22 protein-coding genes are annotated in these 25979 nt (G+C 40.4%); 4 read left to right on the forward strand and 18 right to left on the reverse strand.

The features are described 5' to 3' along the window. Positions 1–331 precede the first annotated feature (331 nt). A complete protein-coding gene (locus tag PNIG_RS13155; protein ID WP_089368673.1) occupies positions 332–1189 on the reverse strand; it encodes a tetratricopeptide repeat protein in 858 nt (285 codons plus the stop codon). 113 nt (positions 1190–1302) lie between these two features. On the opposite strand from PNIG_RS13155, the gene PNIG_RS13160 reads away from it, so the two are divergent. Next, positions 1303–2613 carry a M20 metallopeptidase family protein gene (locus tag PNIG_RS13160; RefSeq protein ID WP_089368674.1) on the forward strand — a complete coding sequence of 437 codons (1311 nt, stop codon included), beginning with the start codon at positions 1303–1305 and terminating at the stop codon, positions 2611–2613. Positions 2614–2638: 25 nt separating this feature from the next. Here the strand turns inward: PNIG_RS13160 and PNIG_RS13165 are convergent, their stop codons facing one another. The 3 genes from PNIG_RS13165 to pomA form a co-directional block, all read right to left on the reverse strand. Continuing rightward, positions 2639–4579: a DNA topoisomerase III gene (locus PNIG_RS13165; protein ID WP_089368675.1), complete on the reverse strand. Its 1941-nt coding sequence runs from the start codon at positions 4577–4579 to the stop codon at positions 2639–2641. 202 nt (positions 4580–4781) lie between these two features. Then, positions 4782–5702, reverse strand: coding sequence for a flagellar motor protein MotB (locus tag PNIG_RS13170; RefSeq protein ID WP_089368676.1), 921 nt, complete (start codon positions 5700–5702; stop codon positions 4782–4784). Positions 5703–5704: 2 nt separating this feature from the next. Continuing rightward, the gene (gene pomA, locus PNIG_RS13175) at positions 5705–6472 is read right to left on the reverse strand and encodes a flagellar motor protein PomA (protein ID WP_041454537.1); all 768 of its coding nucleotides are present in this window, start codon (positions 6470–6472) and stop codon (positions 5705–5707) included. Between the two features lie 268 nt (positions 6473–6740). On the opposite strand from pomA, the gene PNIG_RS13180 reads away from it, so the two are divergent. The 3 genes from PNIG_RS13180 to dxs all read left to right on the forward strand — a co-directional run bounded on the left by PNIG_RS13180 (position 6741) and on the right by dxs (position 9848). Next, positions 6741–6983 (forward strand): exodeoxyribonuclease VII small subunit, encoded by a 243-nt coding sequence (locus tag PNIG_RS13180; protein ID WP_011329014.1) that lies wholly within the window; start codon positions 6741–6743, stop codon positions 6981–6983. Positions 6984–6985: 2 nt separating this feature from the next. Then, positions 6986–7873, forward strand: a complete 888-nt coding sequence (ispA, locus tag PNIG_RS13185) for a (2E,6E)-farnesyl diphosphate synthase (RefSeq protein WP_089368677.1) — start codon at positions 6986–6988, stop codon at positions 7871–7873. 112 nt (positions 7874–7985) lie between these two features. After that, on the forward strand, positions 7986–9848 hold the full coding sequence (dxs, locus tag PNIG_RS13190; RefSeq protein ID WP_086993171.1) for a 1-deoxy-D-xylulose-5-phosphate synthase: 1863 nt from the start codon (positions 7986–7988) through the stop codon (positions 9846–9848). Positions 9849–9918: 70 nt separating this feature from the next. On the opposite strand, the gene PNIG_RS13195 is transcribed toward dxs, so the two are convergent. The 14 genes from PNIG_RS13195 to PNIG_RS13260 all read right to left on the reverse strand — a co-directional run bounded on the left by PNIG_RS13195 (position 9919) and on the right by PNIG_RS13260 (position 25860). Then, a complete protein-coding gene (locus tag PNIG_RS13195) occupies positions 9919–13005 on the reverse strand; it encodes a ligand-binding sensor domain-containing diguanylate cyclase (RefSeq protein WP_011329017.1) in 3087 nt (1028 codons plus the stop codon). A gap of 35 nt (positions 13006–13040) precedes the next feature. Further along, positions 13041–13526 (reverse strand): phosphatidylglycerophosphatase A family protein, encoded by a 486-nt coding sequence (locus PNIG_RS13200; protein ID WP_089368678.1) that lies wholly within the window; start codon positions 13524–13526, stop codon positions 13041–13043. Next, a complete protein-coding gene (gene thiL, locus PNIG_RS13205; RefSeq protein ID WP_041454538.1) occupies positions 13523–14497 on the reverse strand; it encodes a thiamine-phosphate kinase in 975 nt (324 codons plus the stop codon). The genes PNIG_RS13200 and thiL overlap by 4 nt, the downstream gene beginning before the upstream one ends. Before the next feature lie 93 nt (positions 14498–14590). After that, on the reverse strand, positions 14591–15001 hold the full coding sequence (nusB, locus tag PNIG_RS13210; RefSeq protein WP_011329020.1) for a transcription antitermination factor NusB: 411 nt from the start codon (positions 14999–15001) through the stop codon (positions 14591–14593). A gap of 15 nt (positions 15002–15016) precedes the next feature. Further along, positions 15017–15481 carry a 6,7-dimethyl-8-ribityllumazine synthase gene (ribH, locus tag PNIG_RS13215; RefSeq protein ID WP_011329021.1) on the reverse strand — a complete coding sequence of 155 codons (465 nt, stop codon included), beginning with the start codon at positions 15479–15481 and terminating at the stop codon, positions 15017–15019. A 93-nt stretch (positions 15482–15574) separates the two neighbouring features. Next, positions 15575–16687 carry a bifunctional 3,4-dihydroxy-2-butanone-4-phosphate synthase/GTP cyclohydrolase II gene (gene ribBA, locus PNIG_RS13220; protein ID WP_011329022.1) on the reverse strand — a complete coding sequence of 371 codons (1113 nt, stop codon included), beginning with the start codon at positions 16685–16687 and terminating at the stop codon, positions 15575–15577. A gap of 28 nt (positions 16688–16715) precedes the next feature. Further along, positions 16716–17369 carry a riboflavin synthase gene (locus PNIG_RS13225; RefSeq protein WP_086993175.1) on the reverse strand — a complete coding sequence of 218 codons (654 nt, stop codon included), beginning with the start codon at positions 17367–17369 and terminating at the stop codon, positions 16716–16718. A gap of 4 nt (positions 17370–17373) precedes the next feature. Beyond that, positions 17374–18522 (reverse strand): bifunctional diaminohydroxyphosphoribosylaminopyrimidine deaminase/5-amino-6-(5-phosphoribosylamino)uracil reductase RibD, encoded by a 1149-nt coding sequence (ribD, locus tag PNIG_RS13230; RefSeq protein ID WP_089368679.1) that lies wholly within the window; start codon positions 18520–18522, stop codon positions 17374–17376. 2 nt (positions 18523–18524) lie between these two features. Further along, positions 18525–18974: a transcriptional regulator NrdR gene (gene nrdR / locus PNIG_RS13235; protein ID WP_011329025.1), complete on the reverse strand. Its 450-nt coding sequence runs from the start codon at positions 18972–18974 to the stop codon at positions 18525–18527. A gap of 104 nt (positions 18975–19078) precedes the next feature. Further along, positions 19079–20335 (reverse strand): serine hydroxymethyltransferase, encoded by a 1257-nt coding sequence (glyA, locus tag PNIG_RS13240; RefSeq protein ID WP_011329026.1) that lies wholly within the window; start codon positions 20333–20335, stop codon positions 19079–19081. A 270-nt stretch (positions 20336–20605) separates the two neighbouring features. Further along, positions 20606–21889 carry a threonine synthase gene (thrC, locus tag PNIG_RS13245; protein WP_089368680.1) on the reverse strand — a complete coding sequence of 428 codons (1284 nt, stop codon included), beginning with the start codon at positions 21887–21889 and terminating at the stop codon, positions 20606–20608. A 10-nt stretch (positions 21890–21899) separates the two neighbouring features. Beyond that, positions 21900–22835 carry a homoserine kinase gene (thrB, locus tag PNIG_RS13250; protein ID WP_011329028.1) on the reverse strand — a complete coding sequence of 312 codons (936 nt, stop codon included), beginning with the start codon at positions 22833–22835 and terminating at the stop codon, positions 21900–21902. A 9-nt stretch (positions 22836–22844) separates the two neighbouring features. Beyond that, positions 22845–25262: a bifunctional aspartate kinase/homoserine dehydrogenase I gene (gene thrA / locus PNIG_RS13255; RefSeq protein ID WP_011329029.1), complete on the reverse strand. Its 2418-nt coding sequence runs from the start codon at positions 25260–25262 to the stop codon at positions 22845–22847. 229 nt (positions 25263–25491) lie between these two features. Further along, entirely contained in the window at positions 25492–25860 is a 369-nt protein-coding gene (locus PNIG_RS13260) for a response regulator (RefSeq protein WP_086993178.1), read from the reverse strand. Positions 25861–25979: the final 119 nt, after the last annotated feature.

Genomic DNA, 25979 nt, shown 5'->3' on the forward strand with positions numbered 1-25979 from the left:
ACTTAGTTTTAAACTTTCTTTTTGGAAGATTTAAAACCGAAGTTTTATTTAACTCTCTGAGTAGTTCGCGTCTCGCTAGGCGTTGACGTTTCCCGTCTCAGTGGGGTCGCATTATAGGGAGCCGCAGATTTTACGCAAGCGTTTTTATCGCCTTTTTTGCATTTAATTTTTACCCCAAAGATACACAAGCCAGGCTCACAGGTTACCCACAAAACCCTGTGGATAACTGCGCTTTTTATTCCTTAAACAAGCTTACTGTTATATTGCTATAAACTTAAAAATGTAAAAAGCACCTAGGTAAGGTGCTTTTAAAAGTAATAGTTATTAAGTTTTAGTACAAAATACTATATAACTTGCGACGATACTTTGCTGCAAGTGCATCACCGTCGGGTAAAGAGGCAATAATAGCTAAAAAACTTGGTTTTGCTTCGTTAAAATTCAGATCTTTTTGCAGCACTGTAAATAGTACATCTAATGCTTCTTCTTTTCTGCCGGCTTCATTGAGTAAAATACTTAGCTCTTCTTTTAATTCTAAGTTATTTGGGTACTTTTCTACTTGTTGTTGCTTTTCTTTAATCTCTGGTGAATCTTTTGCTTCAAGCGCAGCTTCGCATTTTGCTTTTATATTATTAAAGTAAGCATCTTGCTCTTGTACATCTATTGTATTAATTAGTGCTTGCGCTTCATCTACTTTATGAATTTGAATACATATATCTGCAAGTACTAATTTAATACGCGCGTTGCTGTTGTCAATTTCATAAGCTTGCTTTGCATAATTAAACGCGGCATTTAAATCTGACTTTAATAATGCTTGCTTTGCTTGCTCTAATAGTAAGTCTTGTTGAGCGGGTAAATGTTTAGCTAATGCTTCACGAATTTTCGCTTCAGCTTGGGCACCCGATAATACATCAACGGGCGCTGAGTCTTTTAACAACACCAGTGTTGGTAGTGTTTGTAAACCAACTTGCTGTGCTAATTGCGAAGCCAGAGCTTGCTCGGCATCGCAATCTAAATTTGCTACTACTATATAGTCGTTATATTCAGCGGCTAATTTATCTAATATTGCTGCCTGGTTAATACATTCAGGACTTTGCGCTGAGTAGAAGTTTAGCAGTACCAACTTTTGTTGTGATGTTTCGCCGAGTACTTGCTGAAAATTTTGCGCGTTGATACTAACTATGTTGCTCATTGAATTGATTGCCATATTCATTTATTTAGGTTTTTATATGGTGCTGAACATAATTATTACAAGTCATATATCTAAATCACTTGGATATACATTTATCTCAATAAGGGAAAATCATGAAGTTAACTTATCTAAGTGCAATACTTTTATTAGCAAGCCCATTAGTACAAGCAAATGGACTCGATTTGAATTTAAGCAAAACCATGCCAGCTATAGAAAAGTTTTACCTCGATTTACACCAATCGCCAGAGCTTTCTTATCACGAACAAAAAACGGGTAATAAAATAGCGGATAAATTAACTCAGCTGGGTTTTAAAGTAACAAGTAATGTAGGTGGCTTTGGTGTTGTCGGCATTTACAAAAACGGAAACGGTCCAACCGTGATGATCCGTACTGACACCGATGGCTTACCTATTATAGAGCAGACAGGAAAGTCCTATGCTTCTAAAGTAACAGTAATAGACGAGCACGGTGCAAAAGTAGGTGTTATGCACGGCTGCGGTCACGATATACATATGAGCTCATTCATTGGTACTGCTGAACAACTAATAGCTCACAAAAATGCATGGCAAGGCACGCTAATGATGGTGGCACAACCCGCAGAAGAAGTAGGCGGTGGCGCTAAAGCCATGCTAAAAGAAGGCTTATTTAGTAAATATGCAAAACCTGATCACATAATTGCGCTACATGTAAGTGCAAGTGTGCCTGCCGGTAAAGTTGCGATGAAAAACGAATATACTATGGCCAGCGTCGATTCTGTTGATATAACTATAAAGGGTAAAGGCGGACATGGAGCTTATCCGCATACCACTATTGATCCGGTTATTATTGCTGCGCGCACTGTGCTTGCACTGCAAACTATTACGAGTCGTGAGCTTTCACCATTAGAGCCATCAGTTATTACTGTTGGATCTATTCATGGTGGCTCAAAACATAATGTAATTTCTGATGAAGTAAAGTTACAACTTACATTACGCAGCTATAACCCTGATATTAGAAATGCACAAATTGCAGCAATTAAACGCATTACCGCCGGTATTGCACAAAGCGCAGGCCTAGAGGAAGCGCTCTACCCTAAGGTGCAAGTACATGAAGATGAGTCAATTCCATCTACATATAACAATCCAGCACAAACCAACCTTGTGCGTCAAAGTATTGCCAGCGCTATTGGTGATGAAAATGTGCTTGAAACCCTCCCTGTAATGGCAGGTGAAGACTTTGGCTTATATGGCCGCACTGACGAAAATATTCCTATCACACTATTTTGGCTCGGTGGCGTTAACCAAGCAAAATATGCAAGTGCAATAAAAGCGGGCAAAACATTACCTTCACTGCATTCAAGTAAGTTTGCCCCAGACTATAAAGTCGCACTACCAACTGGCATTAAAGCCATGAGTAATGCAGCGGTAACTTTGTTTAATCAATAGTTTTATTTAAATAATAGCTCTGTAGTTAACCTGTAACAGAGCTTTTTTTATAACTTGACTTTTTATAAGGCGTTTTTTGGCCACGTTTAACAAAACGCTTTTTAGCTGAAGTTTTAGGCAGCTTTGCAAATACATTGCTATCGCAATTTGCAGCTTGTTGTACAAAACTATTTAAGTCGGCAAGTAAAGGCTGTAAAAATTGCTGATAGCTCATTACTTGCTGTGCAATATCACCTAAGCTCGACTCCCATTTAGCGGTTAAATCGGGGCGAACTAAACCTTGCGGCAGCACACTAATAAGTGCACTCCCGGTTTCGGTTGCTTTAATTAATTTACCTTCACGTTTTAAAAAACGGCGTTTAAATAATAATTCAATGATCCCCGCTCGCGTTGCCTCTGTGCCTAAGCCATCGGTGTCTTTAAGTACTTTTTTTATCTGTGGATCTTGTACATAGCGGCTTATGCCTGTCATGGCTGCAAGTAAAGTCGCATCACTAAAGTGCGCTGGCGGTGAGGTATATTTTTCAACAACCTCCCCTTGCGAGCAAAAAAGTAACATGCCTTTTGTTAAAGGCGGTAGCGTGGCTTCATCTTTTAATTCAGACTTACCCATTAGCACCTTAAAACCCAAGCTTACATCTTGCTTTGCATTTGCTTTAAATAACCCGCCAGCAATAGTTATCTCTGCTTTAGTTTCGTTGTAAATATAGTCGGGATAAAACTGTATTAAATAATGACGACATATTAATTGATAAACCTTTGTCTCATCGCTACCTAAACTTGCCGACTTTAACTGTTTTGCCGTAGGGACAATGGCGTGATGCGCAGCCACTTTTGAATCGTTAAAACATTTACTACGTTTTTTACTATCAGCTGCTTTTACTAACTCAACACCTTGCCCGCCATTAGTGCTTATAGCTTTTAAAATAACAGACGCATCTTGGTGATGATCATTAGGTAAGTAGCGGTTGTCTGAACGCGGGTAGGTAATTAACTTATGACGCTCATAAAGAGTTTGGCATATATCCAGCACCTTTTGCGCTGGCATAGCAAATGCTTTTGCCGCGTCTATCTGCAAAGCAGATAAGTTATAAGGCAGTGGCGCAGTTTGTTTTTTTTGTTTTTGTTCAAGCGCCGTTAGCTCAGCATTTTGCTGTGTGATACGCGAGGCTACGTTTTCAGCCAATGCTTTATTTAATACTCGCCCTTCTTCGTCTTGATAAGGCTCACATGCCTTACTGGGTATCCATTTTGCACTAAATGATTGTTTTTCGGGGGTGACTAAGTGGGCTAATACTTCATAAAATGGCTTCGATACGAAATTTGCTATGTCATTATCTCTATTAACCACCAAGCCAAGTATGGGTGTTTGTACTCGTCCCACAGAAAGTACGTTACCAAACCCAGCTTTTTGCCCTGCTAAAGTATAAGCGCGGGTTAAATTCATACCAAACAACCAATCAGCACGAGAGCGCGCTAAGGCTGAAACGCTCAACGGAATAAACTCACGGTTAGATCGCATAGTCGTTAATGCTTTTTTTACTGCAGCTAAGTTTAAATCACTAATTAATAAGCGTTGAATATGCTGCTTTTTAGTTTTACTTATTTTGGCTTCTTCAATAACTTGATCGACAAGTAATTGCCCTTCTCTATCGGGATCACCTGCATGCACTAGTGCTGTAGCCTGTTTGATTAGCTTTTTTAACACAGTAAGTTGCTTGCGAGTTTTAGTTTTTGCTTTTAATTGCCACTGCTCAGGAATGATAGGTAGGTGCTCAAACTGCCACTTTTTAAAGCGCTCATCATAGTCATCGGGCTCGGCTTGCTCGAGCAAATGACCAATACACCAAGATACGCAATCACCATTTGCAACTTCAATGTAGCCATCGTGCTTTTTGTGCGGTTTTGGTAACGCGTCGGCAATAGCACGCCCTAATGACGGCTTTTCGGCAATATAGAGTTTCATAAGCAAGCTCTTTTACTGTTTATATACACAGTAGTTTAGCATATCAATTCACAGCGTGGGATGTTTTTATTAAACCGTACTATTTAACAACTCTGAGGTATTTGGCTGAGGTGGTGACTTTTAGTTAATTTTGACTAAAAGTCACCTGAAATCAATTACACTTAGTTTGCTTAAGCCAAGTGTATTTTTAATAAAATGACTGCTACCTTACATCGATAGGATCAGACTCTTTGGCTTTTCCTTGTAAAATAGATATTTCAACGCGACGATTACGACGGCGATCTTCATTGCTGTCATTTGGCACTAACGGCCGGGTTTCAGCACGCCCTACTACCATCATTCTATTTTTATCAAATCCAACTACTTTTTGCAGCTCACTAGCTACTGCAACTGCACGCTTAGATGAAAGATCCCAGTTATTAATATATAACTCGTTTGAAACCTGAAAATCGTCGGTATGCCCCGACACAGTAATTTCTCCAGGCACATCTTTTAATAGCACGCCAATTTCTTGAATAATGGGTTTAAACTTAGGTTGTAAAAATGCACTACCCGAAGGGAAAGAGCCATTTTCACGAATACGAATAATTATTTGCTGCCCTAATGATTCAAGCTCTATGGCACCATCAATTATTTGTTTTTCTAATTGCTGGGCGATTTTTTTAACTAAGTCGTTTGTTTGCTGTTGATCGGCCGCTGAAATTGCTTGATCCGATGCTTGCTCTTTGGAAGTACTACGAGACTCGCCACCACGTTTATCGCCCCGCTGCTCTTGCCTTCCGCCTGCTGAGCTTTCATCACCTGCCTGAAACTCTAACATTTGCTGGGTCATTTCTACCGTTTGCTGTTGAATTGTTTCAATTGGGGTAGGCTCTGGCTTGCCCGGAGTAAACTCCATAGCAATAACTGATGTGCCTTTGGGAATATCTTTAACTTCTATTTTATTTTGTACACCAAATGCAAATTTCATCGAACCGGCAATTTGTTTAAATTTAAGTACATCCATTTCAGAAAACGCAAGCAAGAGCACAAAAAAGCACATTAATAGCGACATTAAATCTGCGAATGTCCCCATCCACGCAGGTAAACCTGGGGGTGGGCACTTGCACTCTTGATCAGACATAGTTAATCCTCAGTGTTTACTTTACGTTTTGATTCAGCTAGATAGTTTTTCAAAATACCTTCTATTACTTTTGGATTTTGACCATCTTGAATACCTAAAACCGCATCTAAAATTAAACGTTGATTCATTGCCTCTTCGTCTTTACGCAGCTCCAATTTTGTTTGAATAGGAATAGCGACTACGTTAGCTAAAAATGCGCCGTATAATGTGGTTAACAATGCCACCGCCATAGCCGGACCAATTGCTTTAGGATCATCCATATTAGATAACATCGCAACTAAGCCTATTAAGGTGCCTATCATTCCCATTGCTGGGGCTATATCACCCAAAGATTTAAATAAAGTAGCACCCGACTCATGCCGTGCTGTAGTTAATGAAATATCTTTTTGCAGTGTGGCCCGCACTACGTCTGCGTCGTGGCCATCTACTAGCATGTCAACGCCTTTGCGCATAAATGGATTCGGTATTTCTGCCTCTTCAAGTGCTAAAAACCCGCCTTTACGTGCTGAATCTGCAAGTTCAACTGCTTTTTCGATTAACTCTTCTGGCGACTCAAGCTTAAACATAAACGCTTTGGTAACCACCTTACCTATGCCAAAAAACTGTGACATAGTAAAGTTTGATAAAACGATAAATAATGAACCGCCAAATACGATTACAACAGAGGGCGTGTTGTAAAACATAGCCATTTCACCGCTACTACTCATAAACATGGACATGACAATTAAGCCAATTGCGCCAAGGATCCCAATAATGGTTGCTAAATCCACATTCCCTCCAAAGGTTTTTGCTTTTATATGCAAACGTTTGTTATTAATTGTTTATCGGCAAGATACTGAATTGCTTAAGCCATTTTTTATAGATAAACATAAAAAGCTGGATTAAGCACTATTCTAGATCAACTTGTGTAATCTATCTAATTATCAATTTTTTAAAACATAAAACGTTTATTAACGAAAAAACCATTTCATCCTTTGACCTAGTTTAGCATTCCCCCTAAAATTGACTTCTAAATTTATTATGTAAGTTGAAATAAAGATGGCGACTAAAAAACCTGAAAACTTAAGTTTCGAGCAAGCACTAGAAGAATTAACAACAATCGTTAGTGAAATGGAACAAGGTGATTTATCGCTTGAGCAGTCATTAAAACAGTTTGAGCGTGGCATTGCTTTAGCAGGCGCATCGTCTAGTAAGTTGCAACAAGCTGAGCAAAAGGTGGCTATTTTAATGGGCAAAGATGAGAAGTCTGTATTAACCGACTTTGATAATGATATGGAATAGCCGTGACTATTAAAGAACTTATTACACATGCTCAAACTGATGTAGCCAATACTCTTAACCTTTATTTTGACCAATCGCTTAATACTGACGAGACCATAAAAGCCGCCACCCATTATAGTTTAATGAATGGCGGCAAAAGATTGCGTCCTTTTTTGGTTTACGCAACGGGTAAAATGCTCGGCGCAGATAAGCAAGATTTAGACGTACTTGCTGCAGCTATAGAATGTATTCATAGCTACTCGTTAGTTCACGATGACTTACCAGCTATGGATGATGATGAATTGCGTCGCGGACGCCCAACCTGTCATATAGTGTACGGTGAAGCACACGCAATTTTAGCCGGTGATGCACTGCAAGCTTTAGCATTTGAGTTAATAGCCAAGCATAATTTTAACTGTAGTGCTCAAGCTCAAGTTAAAATGATTGCTGAACTGGCACATGCCTCTGGGTTACAAGGTATGGTGGCAGGCCAAGGGCTTGATATTGCAGCTACTGATAAAGTAATAACCGTGGCTGAACTTGAGCGTATTCATAAGTTAAAAACCGGTGCGCTAATAAGCTGTGCAATTACACTGGGGGCTTTGTGCTCGAACAATGTTAGTCAAAACACGTTAGAAAATTTAGTCACTTTTGGCTATGCCATAGGGCTTGCATTTCAAGTACATGACGATATTTTAGACGTAGAAGGCGATACCGTTACTTTAGGTAAGCCTCAAGGGTCAGATATCGCTGCGAATAAAGCGACATATCCCGCTTTATTAGGTATGCTAGGCGCTAAAGAAAAAGCGCAAAACTTAATACAACAAGCCCATGCAGCGTTAGCAAATATAGACGCCGATACCAGTGCTTTAGCGTCACTAGCTAACTATTTAATTGAACGTGACCACTAAACACGGCTTAAATGTATTGCAACTTAGCACTAAAATTATTACTGAACATCAAATAACTCAAACAACGCGTTTGCACAGTTAGTTGATGTTAGCGAAGGACATATATAAAACCATGACACTTGATAGCAGCAAGTATCCATTACTTAATTTGGTTAACGAACCAGCCCACTTGCGAGACTTAGCACAAGATAAGCTTCCTGCATTTAGCCATGAGTTGCGTGACTACTTACTCAACTCGGTATCGCAAAGTAGCGGGCATTTAGCGTCTGGTTTAGGTACCGTAGAGCTCACTGTGGCACTACATTATGTGTATAACACCCCAGATGATCGCCTTGTATGGGATGTAGGCCATCAAGCTTACCCACACAAAATACTCACCGGGCGTCGCGATTTAATGCACACCATTCGTAAAAAAGATGGCTTGCACCCTTTCCCATTTCGCGAAGAAAGCCAATACGATACGTTTAGTGTGGGCCATTCTAGTACCTCTATTTCAGCTGCGTTGGGCATGTCTATTGCTGCGCAAAAAGAAGGTAAAGGACGCAAAACGGTTGCCGTTATAGGCGATGGTGCTATTACAGCAGGCATGGCTTTTGAAGCCATGAACCACTTAGGTGATGTAAAATCAGATATGTTGATCATTTTAAATGACAACGAAATGTCGATTTCTGAAAACGTTGGCGCGTTAACAAATCACTTTGCCCGTATTTTATCGGGTAGCTTTTATACTAACATTCGCGAAGGTAGTAAAAAACTACTCTCGGGTGTGCCACCAGTTAAGCAACTTGCCAGTAAAATGGAAGAGCATATTAAAGGGATGATGATCCCTGGTACCTTCTTTGAAGAATTAGGCCTAAATTATATTGGCCCAATTGATGGCCATGATGTAAACATGTTAGTAGATACGCTGCGTAATATGCGTAACTTAAAAGGCCCGCAATTACTGCATATAAAAACCCAAAAAGGCAAAGGGTATAAACCCGCTGAAGCCGACCCTATTGGCTATCACGGCGTACCTAAGTTTGATCCTAATACATCAAGTTTACCTAAATCAAAACCCGGTGCGGCTACATTTTCTAATGTATTTGGCGACTGGTTATGCGACATAGCAAAGCAAGACAGCAAGCTTATGGCGATAACACCGGCTATGCGCGAAGGCTCTGGCATGGTGCGTTTTTCAAAAGAGCATCCTGATCAGTATTTTGATGTTGCGATTGCCGAGCAGCACGCTGTAACCCTAGCCGCTGGTTTTGCTTGTGAAGGCTTAAAACCCGTTGTCGCAATTTACTCAAGCTTTTTACAACGTGCGTACGATCAGCTAATTCACGATGTAGCGCTGCAAAACTTACCTGTGTTATTCGCTATTGACCGTGCTGGTATTGTTGGCGCAGACGGCGAAACACATCAAGGTGCGTACGATTTAAGCTTTATGCGCTGCATTCCAAATATGGTCATTATGGCGCCAAGCGATACAAATGAGTGTCGCCACATGTTATATACTGGTTATCAAGCAAATTGCCCTGTTGCTGTGCGTTATCCGCGTGGTAGTGCTGGTACGGCAGAAATTGCAACTAATATGCAATTACTTGAAATTGGTAAAGCCGATGTTGTTAAGCAAGGTGCTAAAGTGGCTATATTGTCATTTGGTACATTACTTGAAAACGCGCAACTAGCAGCTGATGAACTCAATGCGACTTTAGTTAATATGCGCTTTATTAAACCGCTTGATACTGCGTTACTCAATGAGTTAATAAACAGCCACGATGTAATAGTAACGCTTGAAGACAATGCAATTTCTGGCGGTGCTGGCTCTGCGGTTAATGAGTATTTAGCAACGCAAAAAGCACAGGTTAGCATTCTTAACTTGGGTATCCCTGATGAATTTATTAAGCACGGTACACAAGACGAAATGCACGACGAAATGGGCTTAGGCGAGCAAGGAATATTAACTGCTATCAAAGCGTTTATTAATTAACCTCCTACTCATTTAAAGCATATTAAAAAAGGAGCCTAGGCTCCTTTTTTAATATCTAAATATTAGTTACTTATCGCATCCATACTTTAATATCAGCTAAACCATTGGCTTGTAGCAAGCCTATTTGCTGTTCAACATTAGGGTTTTGCTCAAACTCAAACGCATCTAACTGCTCATCAAAGGTAATATTAGCGACCCCATCGCCACCGCGTTTTTTAACTTGATGCAGTGCAATATCAGCTAAATTAATCGAGGTTTCCCAGCTAATAACTTGGCCACCTAATAATGGTAGCGGATAAAACGACCAACCAATTGAGGCCGAAATATGAGTGCTTTTACCATTTGGCAATTGAAATCCATGTTCGGCAATTCCTTGGCAAAGATCCGACACATAGCTGTCAATTAAGTTACATTTAAAGTCACGTAATAAAAGTAAAAATTCATCGCCGCTCCAACGTGCCACATAATCTGAGCCCTGAGTACGCGAATTCAGTAATACCGCCATTTGCTGCAAACAACTATCTCCGGCAATTGGCCCATACGCATCGTTAATACGGCTAAAATTATCTAAGTTTATAATTAATAATACTAGCGACTTGCCCTGCGCTTGCAGTGACTGTGAGTTACGCTGAAAATGTTCAATATCTTTAGGTAGTTGGTCGAACAAAAAGCGGCGGCTACGTAACCCTGTAAGCTCATCTGAATGGCTCACCAGCTTAAGCTGTGAGTTAACCTTATTAAGCTTATCGTTTGCTTGGCGAAGCTCTAAGGTACGATCAGTGATCAACCCTTCTAACACTTCTTGTTTACGGCGCTCTTGCGCTCTAAATACCCAAAACACTAAATAAAACAATAAAACGAAACCACTTGTGATCAGTAATCTAAAGTAAATTGTTTCATCAAAACGCTCAGGTACTACAAAAGCGTAATCAACAGATTGGGCTATGTTCCAATCCTCGCCTTGGCGTTTTGTTTCTAACTGAAACAAAAATGCACCGGCTGGAAGGTTTGTATAAATAGCTTCGCGGCGAGTATTAGCGTATCGCCAGTCAGTATCTAAACCATTTAATTTATATCTAAACTCAATACTATTTGGCGCGTAATAATCTATAGCTGTGTATTTTAAAGTAACATCGCGCTCGTCTATTTTTAATCGTGGTTTATTACCTAATGCAGCTGTGGTTAAACTACGTAATGGTGTAGTTAATGTTTCTATTTTAGGTTTTAAACCACGTAAACCAAACAGCTCAACGCTTTTAGGTATTTCAACTACACCTTGTAAACTGGGATACCAAATGGAGTTATCCATATCAACAACCGCGTCATGCCCTAAGCCATTACAACATTGGCTGGCTTTACCATCGAGTTGGCGATCGAACGAGGAAATAACCTCTTCAACTTTTAAGCTTTGGATCTGCGTTTTAAATTGATCTACCGGCATCCGATAAACACCTTTCATGGTGCTTACCCATATTCTTTTTAATTTTTCATCGTACTTTAAGCTAAAAATAGAACCATAGGGTAAGCCATTTGCCGCATCTAATTGCTGCCATTGTCCTTGTCCACTACGATAAAACAAACCATCGTTTAACGAGCCAACTAATATTCCAACTCCATCTATATGCAAAATACTGGTTACATAAGCACTTTCTAAGGTAGTTTGGTCGCCTATTTTTTCTATTCCTCGGTCAGTAAAGTAATACGCGCCTTTACTAGTACCGATAATGCCAAAGTTTGGTGCATCTAATACAAAAGTAATAAACTTACTGCCTAAAAATGCATTATAAGCAAAGGGCCTTAAACCACTATAATTGAGTCGATACAAACCTCGGCCAGTACCAATCCAAAATCCGCCTCGGGTAGCTGAGCTAATCGCAAATACCGGGTTGTCGTTTAATGCGCGCCCAGGAAAGCTGTAAAGTGTGTCGTCTTCATAAAAGAATAACCCACGCCCAGTAGCAATATAAAGCCGATCGCCATCAAACTGTAAATCATGCACCGAGGCATGCCCATACTTGCTACTGTTTATTATATTAATAAAGTTTTTATTGGTATCAAAGTAACCAACACCGCTTCTGTTAGCTATCCACAGTTTGTCATCGGGTGATTTACTAATCGCCATTACCGTTTCAGTCATTTTAGAAATTGCCGAGTGACGCTCAATGCGACCTTCGTGTGCCAGCCATAAACCTTCACTAAAACTGGCTAGCCAAACATTATTTTGATCATCGCGAAACATGTCAGCAAACCAAATACTTTGATCTAACTGACTTGGCTCAACCCATTGCCAATCACCTGACTTGCCACGAAATAATAAACGCCCATAAGTAGATACCCATAAGCCACCATTGGTATCGCTCATAAATTTATAAACTGCAGAGTTATTCACATTAGGCAGTGGGAAAGAACGTAGTTCGTCATCTAAATCTAAAAAATAAGCACCCAACTCAGAGGCTAAATATAAATTACCATTTAAAAAAGAGAGATCGTGCACTATGGTTTGCGCTAAGCTGTCGGGTAATGACACTTTGGCAGTAAGCTCTAAGCGTAATTTAGAAAAGTCGGCAGCGCTTTTTGTCAGGCGCAGTAAATGTCTGTCGTTTACTAACCAAATACCTTCAGGTGCGAGCGCCATTTTGCTCACAGAGCCAACTATTTGAGTAATAACAGTGGGATTAACTATGGGTGATGGCTCATTAGTTTGATCGCGTAAATCAACCAAACTACGATCAACATAATACAGGCCATTAGCGGCTATCCAAATACCGCCTTTAGAGTCCTCTAAAATATCTCTAACGGGGCCTTTAATATTAAACTCTTGTGCACTAAGTGTTGCAGGGTCAATAACCACTAACCCATTTTTGGTGCCGATCCACAAAAAGCCTTGGCCATCTATTAGTAATTTATTAATACCATTACTTGGTAAAAAAAGACTATTTTGCGTGTTGTAGTTGGTAAAAGTATTGCCGTCAAAACGACTTAAACCAAATTGAGTTCCCAGCCACATATAACCTTGCTGGTCTTGCACAACACTTTTGAGTGATTGCGAGGGGAGTCCATCTTTAATATTCCATTGTTTAACTACGTAATCAGTAATTGAGGCCCAACTTGGCATAGCACAGGTTAGTAGTACAAAAACTAGTAAAAATCGCATCATATTGCTGCCACCTAGCTAAACAATCAAATAATAAACTAAAAGGGTAGTAAACCTACTTTTATCAGCGCTTGCAAACAAATAAGTGAAAATATACCGGCAAGTACGTCATCAATCATAATGCCAAATCCACCATGGGCACGCTTGTCGAGCACACGGATAGGGCCTGGTTTGACTATATCAAAAAAACGAAACAGTAAAAAACCAACCAATAATGTTTGCCAGCTCAGTGCCGTACCAATCATAGTGATGTAGTAACCTGCCACTTCATCCCATACAATCGCAGGGTGATCGTGTACCCCTAAATCATCTGCGGTCTTGCCACAAGCCCAAATACCAAAAACACTGATCACTACAGCAAATACTATTTGTAACCACAACGGGTAGTGCATGGTTATAAAAATAAAAGGTAAAGCGGCCAAAGTACCAAATGTGCCTGGGGCTATAGGTGCAAGCCCAGTACCAAAACCTAAACCAAAAAACTGATGTGGACGCTTTAGGTTAAATAAACGCTTGTTGTTCAACTTAAATCCTTAGAAAAGTGCTCAAAACCTTGGTGCTTAAAAGTAAACTTTTCGCCTTTATGTAACAGGTCAATTTGCCCTTCGCCACTTTTTATTTGGCCAATACAAATTGCCTCTACGCCATATTGACGCAGTTTTACATCAAGCATACTTTTATTGCTATCAGGCACGGTATAAAGCAGTTCATAGTCGTCGCCGTAATTTAGTATAAACGGTAATTGTTGTTCAAAATCAAGGCTAGCTTTCATTGCATCCGAGGTGGGTATGCTTTCAATATTAACCGTTGCGCTAACCTGCGACATATTTAGTATATGGCCTAAATCGGCTAGTAAACCATCTGAAATATCAATGGCAGAAGACGCAAGCCCACGTAATACCTGCCCTGCAGCCACTCTAGGTGTAGGGAAGTTAAGGCGCTTTTTAATATGTTTTAGATGCTCAGGTTCAATCGTTAAGCCTTGCTTGCGAGACTCTATTGCAAGCCCCGCATCTCCTAACGGCCCAGTTACAAAAATCCAGTCACCTACTTTTGCGCCATTTCGGCATAGTGCAGTGCCTTCAGGTACTGTACCTTTTGCACAAATAGTAATACTCAAAGGTCCTTGAGTCGTATCGCCACCTATTATTTGTACATTAAAATATTCGGCAATTTCATGCATGCCGTCAGTCAATTCTTCAATCCATTGCTGATCAATACTCGGAAGTGTTAAAGCGATAGAAACCCATGTAGGCTCTGCCCCCATTGCCGCTAAATCACTTAAATTTACAGCCAATGCTCTGTGCCCGAGTGCGCGAGGTTCAATGTCATCAAAAAAATGTACACCAGCAACGAGCGTATCGGTTGTTATAGCAAGCTGACAATTTTGCGGCACAGTAACTAATGCACAGTCATCTCCAATCCCTAAGTTAACATCACGGCGAGTAATACCACGACCTTTAAAATAACGATTAATTAATTCAAATTCCTTCATACACAAAAAAGCCGACCTATGCCGGCTCTCCTTTTTAACGGTAATTTATACCAGCCAGTTCTGATAAAATAATTATCAAAATTTGACTAAATATTACTTACGTAAATGCTTAACTGCTTTATCAAGTACACCGTTTACAAATTTATGGCTATCTTCAGCGCCAAACATTTTAGCTAATTCAATGCTTTCGTTGATAGCCACTTTGTATGGAACATCTTCACGAAATTTTAGCTCATAGCTGCTTAAACGTAATATTGCGCGTTCAACCATATCTAACTCATCGAATGGACGGGTTAAATGCGGTGATACAGCCTCGTCTAGTTGCTTATAATTTACCGCAACGCCACTGGCTAAATCTTTAAAATATTCAACATCAATTTTAGTCACGTCGTTTTCGATCAACATTTGTTGTTCGATATCGGCAATTGCATTGCCACTTAATTGCCAAGAATAAATGGCCTGAAGTGCTAATATACGTGCTTTACGTCTTGCTGCTGGTTTCACAAAAATTCCTTAAACTTAAATTTTATCTAACACATTAACCATTTCAAGCGCGCCTAAAGCAGCTTCGCCGCCTTTATTGCCCATTTTGGTGCCAGCACGCTCAATTGCTTGTTCAATGCTTTCTGTGGTTAATACGCCAAATGCAACCGGTATATCATACTCAAGTGATACTTGCGCAAGACCTTTGTTTGATTCGCCAGCAACTAGGTCAAAGTGTGGAGTACCACCTCTGATCACTACGCCTAAAGCGATGATTGCATCATACTGTTTTTTTGCCGCAATACGTTTCGCTGCTAAAGGTAATTCAACCGCGCCAGGTACATAAACCACGGTAATATCGTCATCCGATACACCACCTGTGCGTTTTAATTCATCAATAGCGCCTGCTAATAAGCTACTACCAATAAAGTCATTAAAGCGAGAAATGACAATGGCAAATTTTTTGCCCGGAGCGTACTTACTACCTTCAATAATTTTCATTTGATAACCTTAAAAATAAGTTTGAGCGATTTCGATTGCGCAAAAATTGCAGCGCATCATACCATAAAAATAAAATAATAGCCTAGCGTCTAATTACTGCGGCTCTATGTAGTCAACAACTTCTAAATGAAACCCTGAAAGTGCATGATACTTTTTAGGGCGACTCATTAAGCGCATTTGTTTAATGCCTAAATCGGCTAAAATTTGTGAACCCACGCCTACAGTACGAGACGTACCTGTAAATTTATTCGGTGTTACATCTTCACCCGAATCTTCGGCTGCAAACGCCTTTACGGTTGCCTCAAGCTCTGCGGTACTTTCTTGTTTGCCTAAAATAACTAATACACCATTGTGCTTAGCTATATAAGCCATTGCGTCAGACACGCCCCAGCTACGCTCAGAGTTTCTATCTGAGAGTAAAATATCGTTAAAGGTGCTTTGTAAATGCACTCGCACTACGGTTGGCGCTTGTTGTTTTATTTCGCCTTTTACTAATGCGTAATGTAGCTGTCCGTCAATGGTGTCTTTGTAGGTTACTAAATCAAACTCACCGTGCTCGGTAGGTAACTTACACTTTGCCACTTGCTCTATCGTGGTTTCGTTTAAGTTACGGTATTCAATTAAATCAGCTATGGTGCCAATTTTAATATCGTGCTGTTTAGAAAACACTTCTAAGTCAGGACGGCGCGCCATAGTGCCATCTGCATTGAGTATTTCAACAATAACCGATGAAGGCTCAAGCCCTGCTAAACGGGCTAAGTCGCAGCCTGCTTCAGTGTGCCCAGCACGTGTTAAAACACCGCCAGGTTGTGCCATTATAGGAAAAATATGCCCAGGCTGTACTATATCGCTAGGCACTGCGCCTTTAGCTATAGCAGCCTGTACTGTACGTGCTCTATCTGCTGCCGAAATACCTGTAGTAACGCCTTTTGAAGCTTCTATCGACATTGTAAAATTAGTTGAAAACGCAGCACCGTTATTTTTTACCATAAGCGGTAAATCAAGTTGCTCGCATCGCTGTTGCGTCATAGTTAAACAAATTAAACCACGGCCATGCGTGGCCATAAAGTTAATAGCTTCTGCACTAATATGCTCGGCGGCAATAATTAAATCGCCTTCATTTTCCCTGTCTTCATCGTCCATTAAAATAACCATTTTACCGGCTTTAATGTCTGCGATAATTTCTTCTGCGCTGTGTAAGTTCATAATTCACTCTTATTAGTTGTTAGTTGCGTTACTTAATAAAGCCCGCTTTTGCGAGTAAGCTCATTGAAATATCAGCGCCCGTAGGCTGCTCTGCGCCTTTTATAAGCCGCTCTAAATAACGCGCAATTTGGTCGACTTCCAAATTAACTTGGGTGCCCACTTTAAAATTAGCTATCGTAGTTTGCTCGCTAGTATGGGGCACAATCGTTAATTTAAATTTATTACCTTCTACTGCGTTCACTGTTAGGCTAATACCATCAATACATACCGAACCTTTGTATGGTATGTATTTCATTAGGTTTTCATCTGTGGTTAGCCAATATTCTGTAGCACGTGCATTTGGCGTAATGGCGGTAATTGTAGCAATGCCATCAACATGGCCAGACACTAAATGCCCACCTAAACGCGAAACCGGTTGCATGGCTTTTTCAAGATTAACTGTTTGCCCTAATGTGTAATGAGCAAAACCAGTTAAATCTATGGTTTCATTTGATAAGTCGGCACTAAAACCATCTGCATGTTTATCAACAACAGTTAAACACACACCATTAGTGGCAATACTATCACCTAACTTAACATCACTCATATCAAGGTCAGGGCTTTGTACACGAATAGCTAAATCGCCTTGTTTTTTTTGTAATAAAGCAATTTTGCCTGTGGCTTCTATTATCCCAGTAAACATAGCATTACTCTTTTTTATCAAGTGGTTTTAATGAGCTTTTAACTGCGCTAATACGTAAATCATCACCTATACGCGTACACTCATTAAAAGTTAAATTAATCGTATTTTGCATACTGATCAACTCAGGAAAATTAACTAAACTCTTGCCATCACACCCAATTAATTTAGGCGCTAGATAAAAAATAAATTCATCTATTAAATCCAGTTCAACCATTTTACCCGCAAGGGTTGCTCCAGCCTCTAGCCACACAGTATTAAATTGCAGCTTTGCGAGTTTTTTTAAAACCGCGGTTAAATCAACTTTTGAATTACTAGCAGTTACTACTATATGCTTTACAAAATGCGGCCAATGTTGCGATTTATCAACCTTGGTAGTAAAAATTATTATTTCACTTTCAATAGCAAATAAAGCAAGATTTGGGGTTAAACGATTTTGCGAGTCAATAATAACACGCACAGGTTGGCGAAGCGGTAACTGTGTAGGTAATGCCTGCGGTAATTCATTTTTACGCACATTTAATTTAGCGTCATCTACTAATACTGTGTCGGCACCGGTTAAAATAGCGCAACTTTGTGCACGATATAACTGTACGTCTTGGCGTGCTGCTGCGCCTGTTATCCACTTACTTTGGCCATTATTAAGTGCCGTTTTACCATCAATACTGGCGGCCATTTTACACGTTACATAGGGCAGGCCATGCTCCATGCGTTTAAAAAAGCCTAAATTAAGCGCCCTAGCCTGTGCTTCAAGTAACCCATACGCAACCTCAATACCAGCGTCGCTAAGTATTTTCAGCCCCTTACCAGCCACTTGTGGATTACTATCGACCATGGCGGCAATTACTTTTACTACACCGGCGGCTTTTAAACCTTCTGCGCACGGTGGTGTACGACCATAATGGCTACATGGCTCAAGCGTAACATAAGCAGTTGCGCCTTTTGCTTTACTGCCAGCCATAGCAAGTGCATTTACTTCTGCATGCCCTTGTCCGGCAAGCTGATGAAATCCCTCGCCTACTATTTTATTGTTTTTAACTAATACACAACCTACGTTTGGATTAGGCGTGGTAGTAAACCGGCCTTTTTTAGCCAATTCTATAGCACGTGCCATATACATTTCGTCATATTGGTTAAAAACACAGTCGCTTTGCATACTTACTCCCCTAAGCGGGCAATTTCTTCGCCAAATTCGCGAATATCTTCAAACGAACGATACACCGAGGCAAAGCGCACATAAGCTACTTTATCGAGCTTTTTAAGCGCTTCCATAATGCACTCTCCCACTAAATGGCTCGAAACCTCTCGCTCACCGGTTGCGCGTAATTGCGACTTTATTATATTAACTACTTCTTCTACTTGTTCGGTACTTACGGGGCGTTTTTCCAGTGCGCGGTTTAAACCATTTAACAATTTATCTTCGTTAAAGGGTTCGCGGCTGCCATCTTGTTTTATTACCCGTGGCATAACCAGTTCTGCGCCCTCAAACGTAGTAAAACGCTCATGGCAGTCATTGCATTCACGACGACGACGCACTTGGTGACCACCGCCAACCAGGCGAGAGTCAATAACTTTGGTATCTTTTGCGGTACAAAATGGGCAATGCATAGCTAGGTACTTCCGTTTTAAAAAACAAAAAAGGCCGCTTTTAAGCGGCCTTTATCTTAGCAAAAAACTAAGCGATTGTGATCTAAATTACTGTTTTACTTTTATTAAGCGTAAACAGGTAGTTTTGCACAAATTGCTTTTACTTTTTCTCTTACTTGCGCCTGTACTGATTCATCATTGATGTTATCTAGTACGTCACAGATCCAGCCAGCAAGCTCTTTAGATTCTGCTTCTTTAAAACCACGACGAGTGATTGCAGGTGAACCAATACGTAGGCCAGATGTTACAAACGGTGAACGTGGATCGTTAGGCACTGAGTTTTTGTTAACTGTAATATGAGCGTTACCCAAAGCAGCATCAGCATCTTTACCGGTAATATCTTTATTGATTAAATCAAGTAAGAATAAGTGGTTTTCAGTTTTGTCAGATACAATTTTGTAGCCACGTTCCTGCATAACAGCAACCATAGCTTGTGCATTTTTAACAACTTGTGTTTGATATACTTTAAATTCTGGTTGTAGAGCTTCTTTAAATGCCACAGCTTTAGCAGCAATAACATGACATAAAGGACCGCCTTGGCCACCAGGGAAAACAGCACTGTTAAGCTTTTTGTAAATAGCTTCGTCGCCACATGCCGAAATAATTAAACCACCACGAGGGCCTGCTAAGGTTTTATGTGTAGTTGTAGTAACAACATGTGCGTGAGGAACTGGGCTTGGGTAAATACCCGCCGCAATTAAACCAGCAACGTGCGCCATATCTACAAAAAAGTAAGCGCCAATTTTATCAGCAATTTCACGTAATTTAGCCCAATCAACAATACCTGAGTATGCTGAGAAGCCACCAATAATCATTTTTGGTTTGTGCTCAAGCGCTAGCGCTTCAACCTGTGCGTAATCAATTTCGCCTGTAGTTTCATCTAGGCCATACTGAATTGCATTATAAAGCTTACCTGAAAAGTTTACGTGTGAACCATGCGTTAAATGGCCGCCATGAGCTAAGCTCATACCTAGTACGGTATCACCGGCGTTTAACAATGCTAAAAAAACGGCCGCATTTGCTTGCGAACCAGCATGTGGTTGTACGTTTGCATAGTCAGAACCAAATAGTTCATTAGCACGGTCAATCGCTAATTGCTCAACAACGTCTACATGCTCACAACCGCCATAGTAACGTTTGCCCGGATAACCTTCTGCGTATTTATTAGTTAACTGTGAACCCTGTGCTTCTAGTACGCGTGGGCTACAGTAGTTTTCAGAAGCGATTAATTCAATGTGATCTTCTTGGCGCGCAGTTTCTTTTGCAATTGCGTCAAATAACTCTGGGTCAAAATCTGAAATATTCATGCTACGTTCTAACATTGGGGTCTCCTGGGGCAAGGTGTATGGTATTTTTTAGAGGCTTTATTGTACGCTTAAAACGACTATTTGCCTACGCTCTTAAGTTGAGGATATTTAAACAGGGATTGAATTTATTTCACAGGCTTTTTAAGATGATATTTTTTAATCATTACATAACAAATTAAAATATATATTAATTATTATATTTATATAGCTAATGAAAGTATTAACATCCACACTAAAATATACCTATAAAAAAGCGACCAAGGCCGCTTTAATTAGATCTTACTTTTAACTTAATTTTTTAAGTATTTCAGTACGTAAGGCATCATAATCAGCATTTATATCATTAGCTAAACATGGCTTGGCTAATGCATCTGCAAGTGGTTTTGGCATAGCTAGTTCAATGTTTAAAATACCTTCAACACTGTCTTTAAATTTAGCTGGATGAGCCGTTGCTAAAAAGATTCCGGCAGCGCCAGGAGCGCGATTTTCAACAAGTCCTTGGTATGCAATAGCGGTATGCGGCTCAGCAACATAACCTGTTTGTTGAATATTTTTCATCACTGTTTGCGTATCTTGCTCGTTTACGCTAGTTGAATAAAAATTATCATAGCTAAACCAATTGTTGTCGAGCATAGATTGCACTCGTGGCCAGTTATTTGGCTTGCTTACATCCATTGCATTTGAAAGTGATTCAAGTGTCGCGTTTGGCGTCCAGTTTTTATCCAGCATAAAGCGCGGTACTGTATCGTTTTGATTAGTAGTTGCACTAAGTTTGCCAACAGGCAAACCAATAACAGCACCTATCATTGCCGCGCACACATTACCAAAGTTACCACTTGGAACCGAAATATGCGCAGTAGCCCGTTTTGCTTTTGGTAATTGTGCAATTGCCTCAAAGTAATAACAAACTTGTGCCACTAAGCGACTAATATTAATAGAGTTAGCAGAGTTAAGCCCCAGTGTAGATTTAACTTCTTCATCTAAAAAGGCATTTTTAACTAACTCTTGGCAATCATCAAAGCTGCCTTCAACCGCATAACAATGAATGTTGCCACCCAATGTAGTAAAGAGCTTTTGCTGCGCCAGTGAAATTTTACCTTTAGGGTATAAAATTACCACATCGATATTAGGCTTATTATAAAACGCATGTGCAACCGCCGCGCCAGTATCGCCCGACGTTGCAGTTAAAATAGTCACTTTATCGCCTTGATTAAACTGCGCTAAACACTCTGCCATAAAGCGCGCACCAAAATCTTTAAACGCTAAGGTAGGCCCATGAAACAATTCTAAGCAATAAGTGTTCTCTGCTACTTCCACCAGCTTAACCGGAAAGTTAAATGCATTTTTAACCATATGTGCAACGGTATCTGCTGGTAATTCATCGCCAATTAAATGCGAGAGTATTTTACTACTACGGGTTACAAAATCCATATCAATTAGTGCATCAACATCCGTTAGTGGTGTTAACGACTCGGGAAAAAATACCCCTTGATTACGCCCTAAACCCGTTTTTACTGCCTCAACAAACGACACTTGTTGCGAACTATCTTTTAAATTATGTAATTGCATAACTACTATCCTATAAAACTGTTAATTGACGTGTGCCGTCGTTATCTAATTTACAAATATGGCAAAAACCTTGCTCGTTTATGTAGTTACTTTCAAGCCACTGCGCGCACTGCTGTGCAGCTTTTAATGTTTTACACACAGTAAATAATGTTGGCCCTGCACCAGAAATACTAACAATTTCGGCGCCTAGCGCTGGCAAACTCGCTTTTGCTTCACTAAAGCCTGTTATAAGTGGCGCACGGTATGGCTCGGCTATATGGTCTTGCATAATACTTAATGCATCATCAAAGCGATGCATTAACAATAAACTACTAAAGGCAGATAAACGCTGCGCAAATTCTACACCTGCGTGCATGCTCAACTCTTTTGGTAAAACTGAGCGTGCTTTTGCTGTATTAAGTGAAAAACCAGGAAACGCAGCAACGTAATACCAGTTTTCATCAACTGGTAAAGCAATTGATTTATTAGGAATTAAATCGCCAGTTAGCTGCAGGCCACCTAAATAACATGGCGTGATGTTATCGTAATGACGACCACCACTAACAACTGCCTCAAAGTCGGCCATTAACTCAATAAGTTCAACTTGGCTAAGCTTGGTTCCGGCAAATTTATCTAGGGCAGCAAAGGTTGCTACCACCGAACACGCACTTGATCCTAACCCTGAACCTATGGGCAAGTTCTTTTTCAGCTCCAACTTTACACTTGGCATATTAGGCGCTACATGCGCTCTAAAATGCACTAAACATTGATACGCTAAGTTTTCACTGGCATCACTTGGTAGCTTATGCGCGTATTCGCCAGAGCAAATAAACTCATCACTCGATGCGGCACTAACAACGGCTACATCGCCTAATAAACTGCCGTCAATAGGTGCAAGAGCTGCGCCTAATGCGTCAAAACCAACGGCAAAATTACCAATAGATGCGGGAGCATATACTTCAATCATTGTTTGCTCCTAGCGCGATAACGTTTTTAAAATATCAGCAAATACACCAGCGGCTGTTACTGCCGAGCCTGCGCCATAGCCTCGTATAACAAATGGGCGTGGCTGATAATACTGACTTAAAATTGCTAATGCGTTTTCGCCATCACGAATATCGTAAAGTGCATGCTTTGCATCAACGGCTTCTATACCTACCTTACAGTGACCTTGCTTAATTGTGCCTACGTAACGCAGTACTTTACCCTCTGCGGCAGCACTTGCTATTCGGTCGTTAAAACCTGCGTTTAGGCTAGGGAGCTTTTCCATAAACGTATTTACATCATCGCCTTGTGCAAAACCGTGCGGTAATACCGACTCTACTTCAATGTCGCTTAGCTCTAGTGGCATCCCAGATTCGCGGGCAATAATTAATAGTTTTCGTGCTACGTCTGTCCCCGATAAGTCATCACGCGGATCAGGTTCAGTAAAGCCACTTTCTTTAGCTTTAATTGTTGCCTCAGACAGTGACAAGCCATCTTGCAGCGCACCAAACATGTACGATAGCGAGCCTGATAAAATACCGCTAAATTCTAGTAACTCGTCTCCTGCACCAAATAACGATTTTAAGTTATCAAGTACCGGTAAACCGGCTCCTACATTGGTTTCGTATAAAAACTTACGGCCATTTTTTTGCGTTGCTGCAATTAAGTCTTGATAGTAAGCATACGAGCTTGTATTGGCCTTTTTATTTGCGGCTACGACATGGAAACCGGCATTTAAAAAGTCTACGTATTGCGCCGATAACGCATCTGACGAAGTACAATCAACTAATACTGGGTTTATTAAATGATTTTGCTGTACAAATTGTTCAACTAGTTTTAAATCAAAAGCTTGCTCTGATGCGCCAAGCTTTTGCTGCCAGTCATCAAAGGCAATACCTTCACTGTCTAAGTGTAGCTGGCGAGAGTTGGCAACCCCATAAAGCTTAAGTTTAATATTGCGTTTTTCAAGCCAAGCTTGTTGACGCTCTAATTGCTCAATAAGCTCTTGACCTACTAAACCACACCCTAATAAAAACACGTCAATTGATGGAATATGGGTAAAGAAATTCTCATGACAAACCTTTACAGCGCCATTACAACGTTCACCATCGATCACGGCCGAAATAGAACTTTCGGTAGAGTCTTGGGCTATAGCTACAATATTTACTTGTGCTTGAGCAAGTGATGCAAAAAACTTAGCCGCTAAACCTTTGTGCGCACGCATATTATCGCCCACCAAAGTAACAATAGCTAAGTTACGCTTTACTTGTATTGGTTCAATTAAACCTGCTTGAGACTCTAATTTAAATGCGGTTTGCAGCGCTTCAAGTGCCAGCGCTAAATCGACCTCATGAACACAAAAACTAATACTGAACTCACACGATGACTGGGTAATTAAAACAATCGACACATTATCAAGGGCAAGGGCATTAAATACTTTAGATGCCATCCCTACTTTACCTTTCATGCCCGGGCCCGACACGGTAAGCATTGCTAAATCTTGTAAACTTGATAGTGCTTTTACTGGCTCAGATGAAACGCTCTCGTTACTAATAAGTGAGCCTTGTGCATTGGGGTTACGCGTGTTTTTAATTTCGCACGGTACACCCGCTTTAGCGCAGGGTAAAATTGTTTTAGGGTGTAATACTTTTGCACCAAAGTAAGAAAGCTCCATCGCTTCTTTATAAGATAAAAAATCAACTTTAGTGGCGGTTTTTATATAACGCGGATCAGCACTGTAAACACCATCTACATCAGTCCAAATTTGGCAAACATCGGCTTCTAAACAAGCTGCCGCAATTGCCGCAGAATAATCTGAGCCATTTCGGCCCAAAGTGGTTAGTTCGCCTTGCTCATTACTGGCAGTAAAACCGGGCATAATATAAATAGTTGCTGGTTGTTCTTTTAATACGGCTTGAAAGCGCACTTTACTGGCAACTAAGTCTGCCTCTGCATCTATGTAACCACCGGTTGATACTATGCAATTGGTCGCTTCAAGGTACTGCGCGTTTAAATCACCGAGTAAGCATTGCATTAACGACACACTAACGCGCTCACCAAAGCTAATAATAAAAGCACGTACTTGCTCAGGGCAGCATTTAATCAGTGATACACCATCAAGTTTATTTTTAAGCTCGGTAAAATTTGGCCAGTTTTCAATTTCACCATAGCCTTGCTCTACTGCTTTTTTTAACTCGTCACATCGATTTACCAGTGCTTGCCACAAGTGACTAAAGTCTTCACCCTGCTCAGCCGCTGAGGCTAATGCAACTAATGAATCTGTCATGCCACCGGGGGCTGAAAGCACTAATAACATTTCATCTTTTAATTGTGCTTTTGCCAGCACGGCAACCATCTCTAAGCAAGCAAAGTCGGCAAGCGATGATCCGCCAAATTTTAAAACGCGCATTTTTTATGTTTCCTCATTCCATAAAACGAAAAAAGGCCTGGGTTCTAAGTGAACACAGGCCTTTAAATTTGTTGCACCGACCTATGCCACTATCCAGTTAGGATGATGGTTGTAATAATAATGGTCGCTGCAAGACTAAATGTTTTCATAGCTTAAGACTGCCTTAACACAGGCTATACTGTCAACCCTCATTAAGAAGATAAAACAGTCTTTTTTTTCATCTTAACTTCTAGTAAATGCCAAATTTATGCAAAATATTATTAAGTATTATTTTGCCAACTGGCTTTTCGATAAACCCTATAACACCTAATTGTGCTACGCGCTGCTGCATTTGCTGTTGAATATCTGCCGAAATGACTAATACAAAACACTCCATTTTTTCTGCTTTAATATGCTCCAACACCTGCACACCATCGAGTATCGGCATAGTTAAATCGAGGCAAACTAAATCAAAATGTTGTTCTTTCAATAACGCTAACGCATCTACTCCATTTATCGCTTGGCGTATATCGGCGGTTATACAGTCATTTAAGCAACGTATCACTTGTTTGCGGGCTACTGCTGAATCGTCACAAACTAAAATAGAAAAGTTCATCATGAAAACCAGTTACTAAGGCGATGCATTAAAGCCAGCATAAAAACAACCTCTCGTTCAGCCAAACTTAAAGCCGAAAAACTTCAAAAATATCGAGCTTCACTATAACTGAATTAATGTAA

The sequence above is a fragment of the Pseudoalteromonas nigrifaciens genome, assembly GCF_002221505.1.
Classification (GTDB): domain Bacteria; phylum Pseudomonadota; class Gammaproteobacteria; order Enterobacterales; family Alteromonadaceae; genus Pseudoalteromonas; species Pseudoalteromonas nigrifaciens.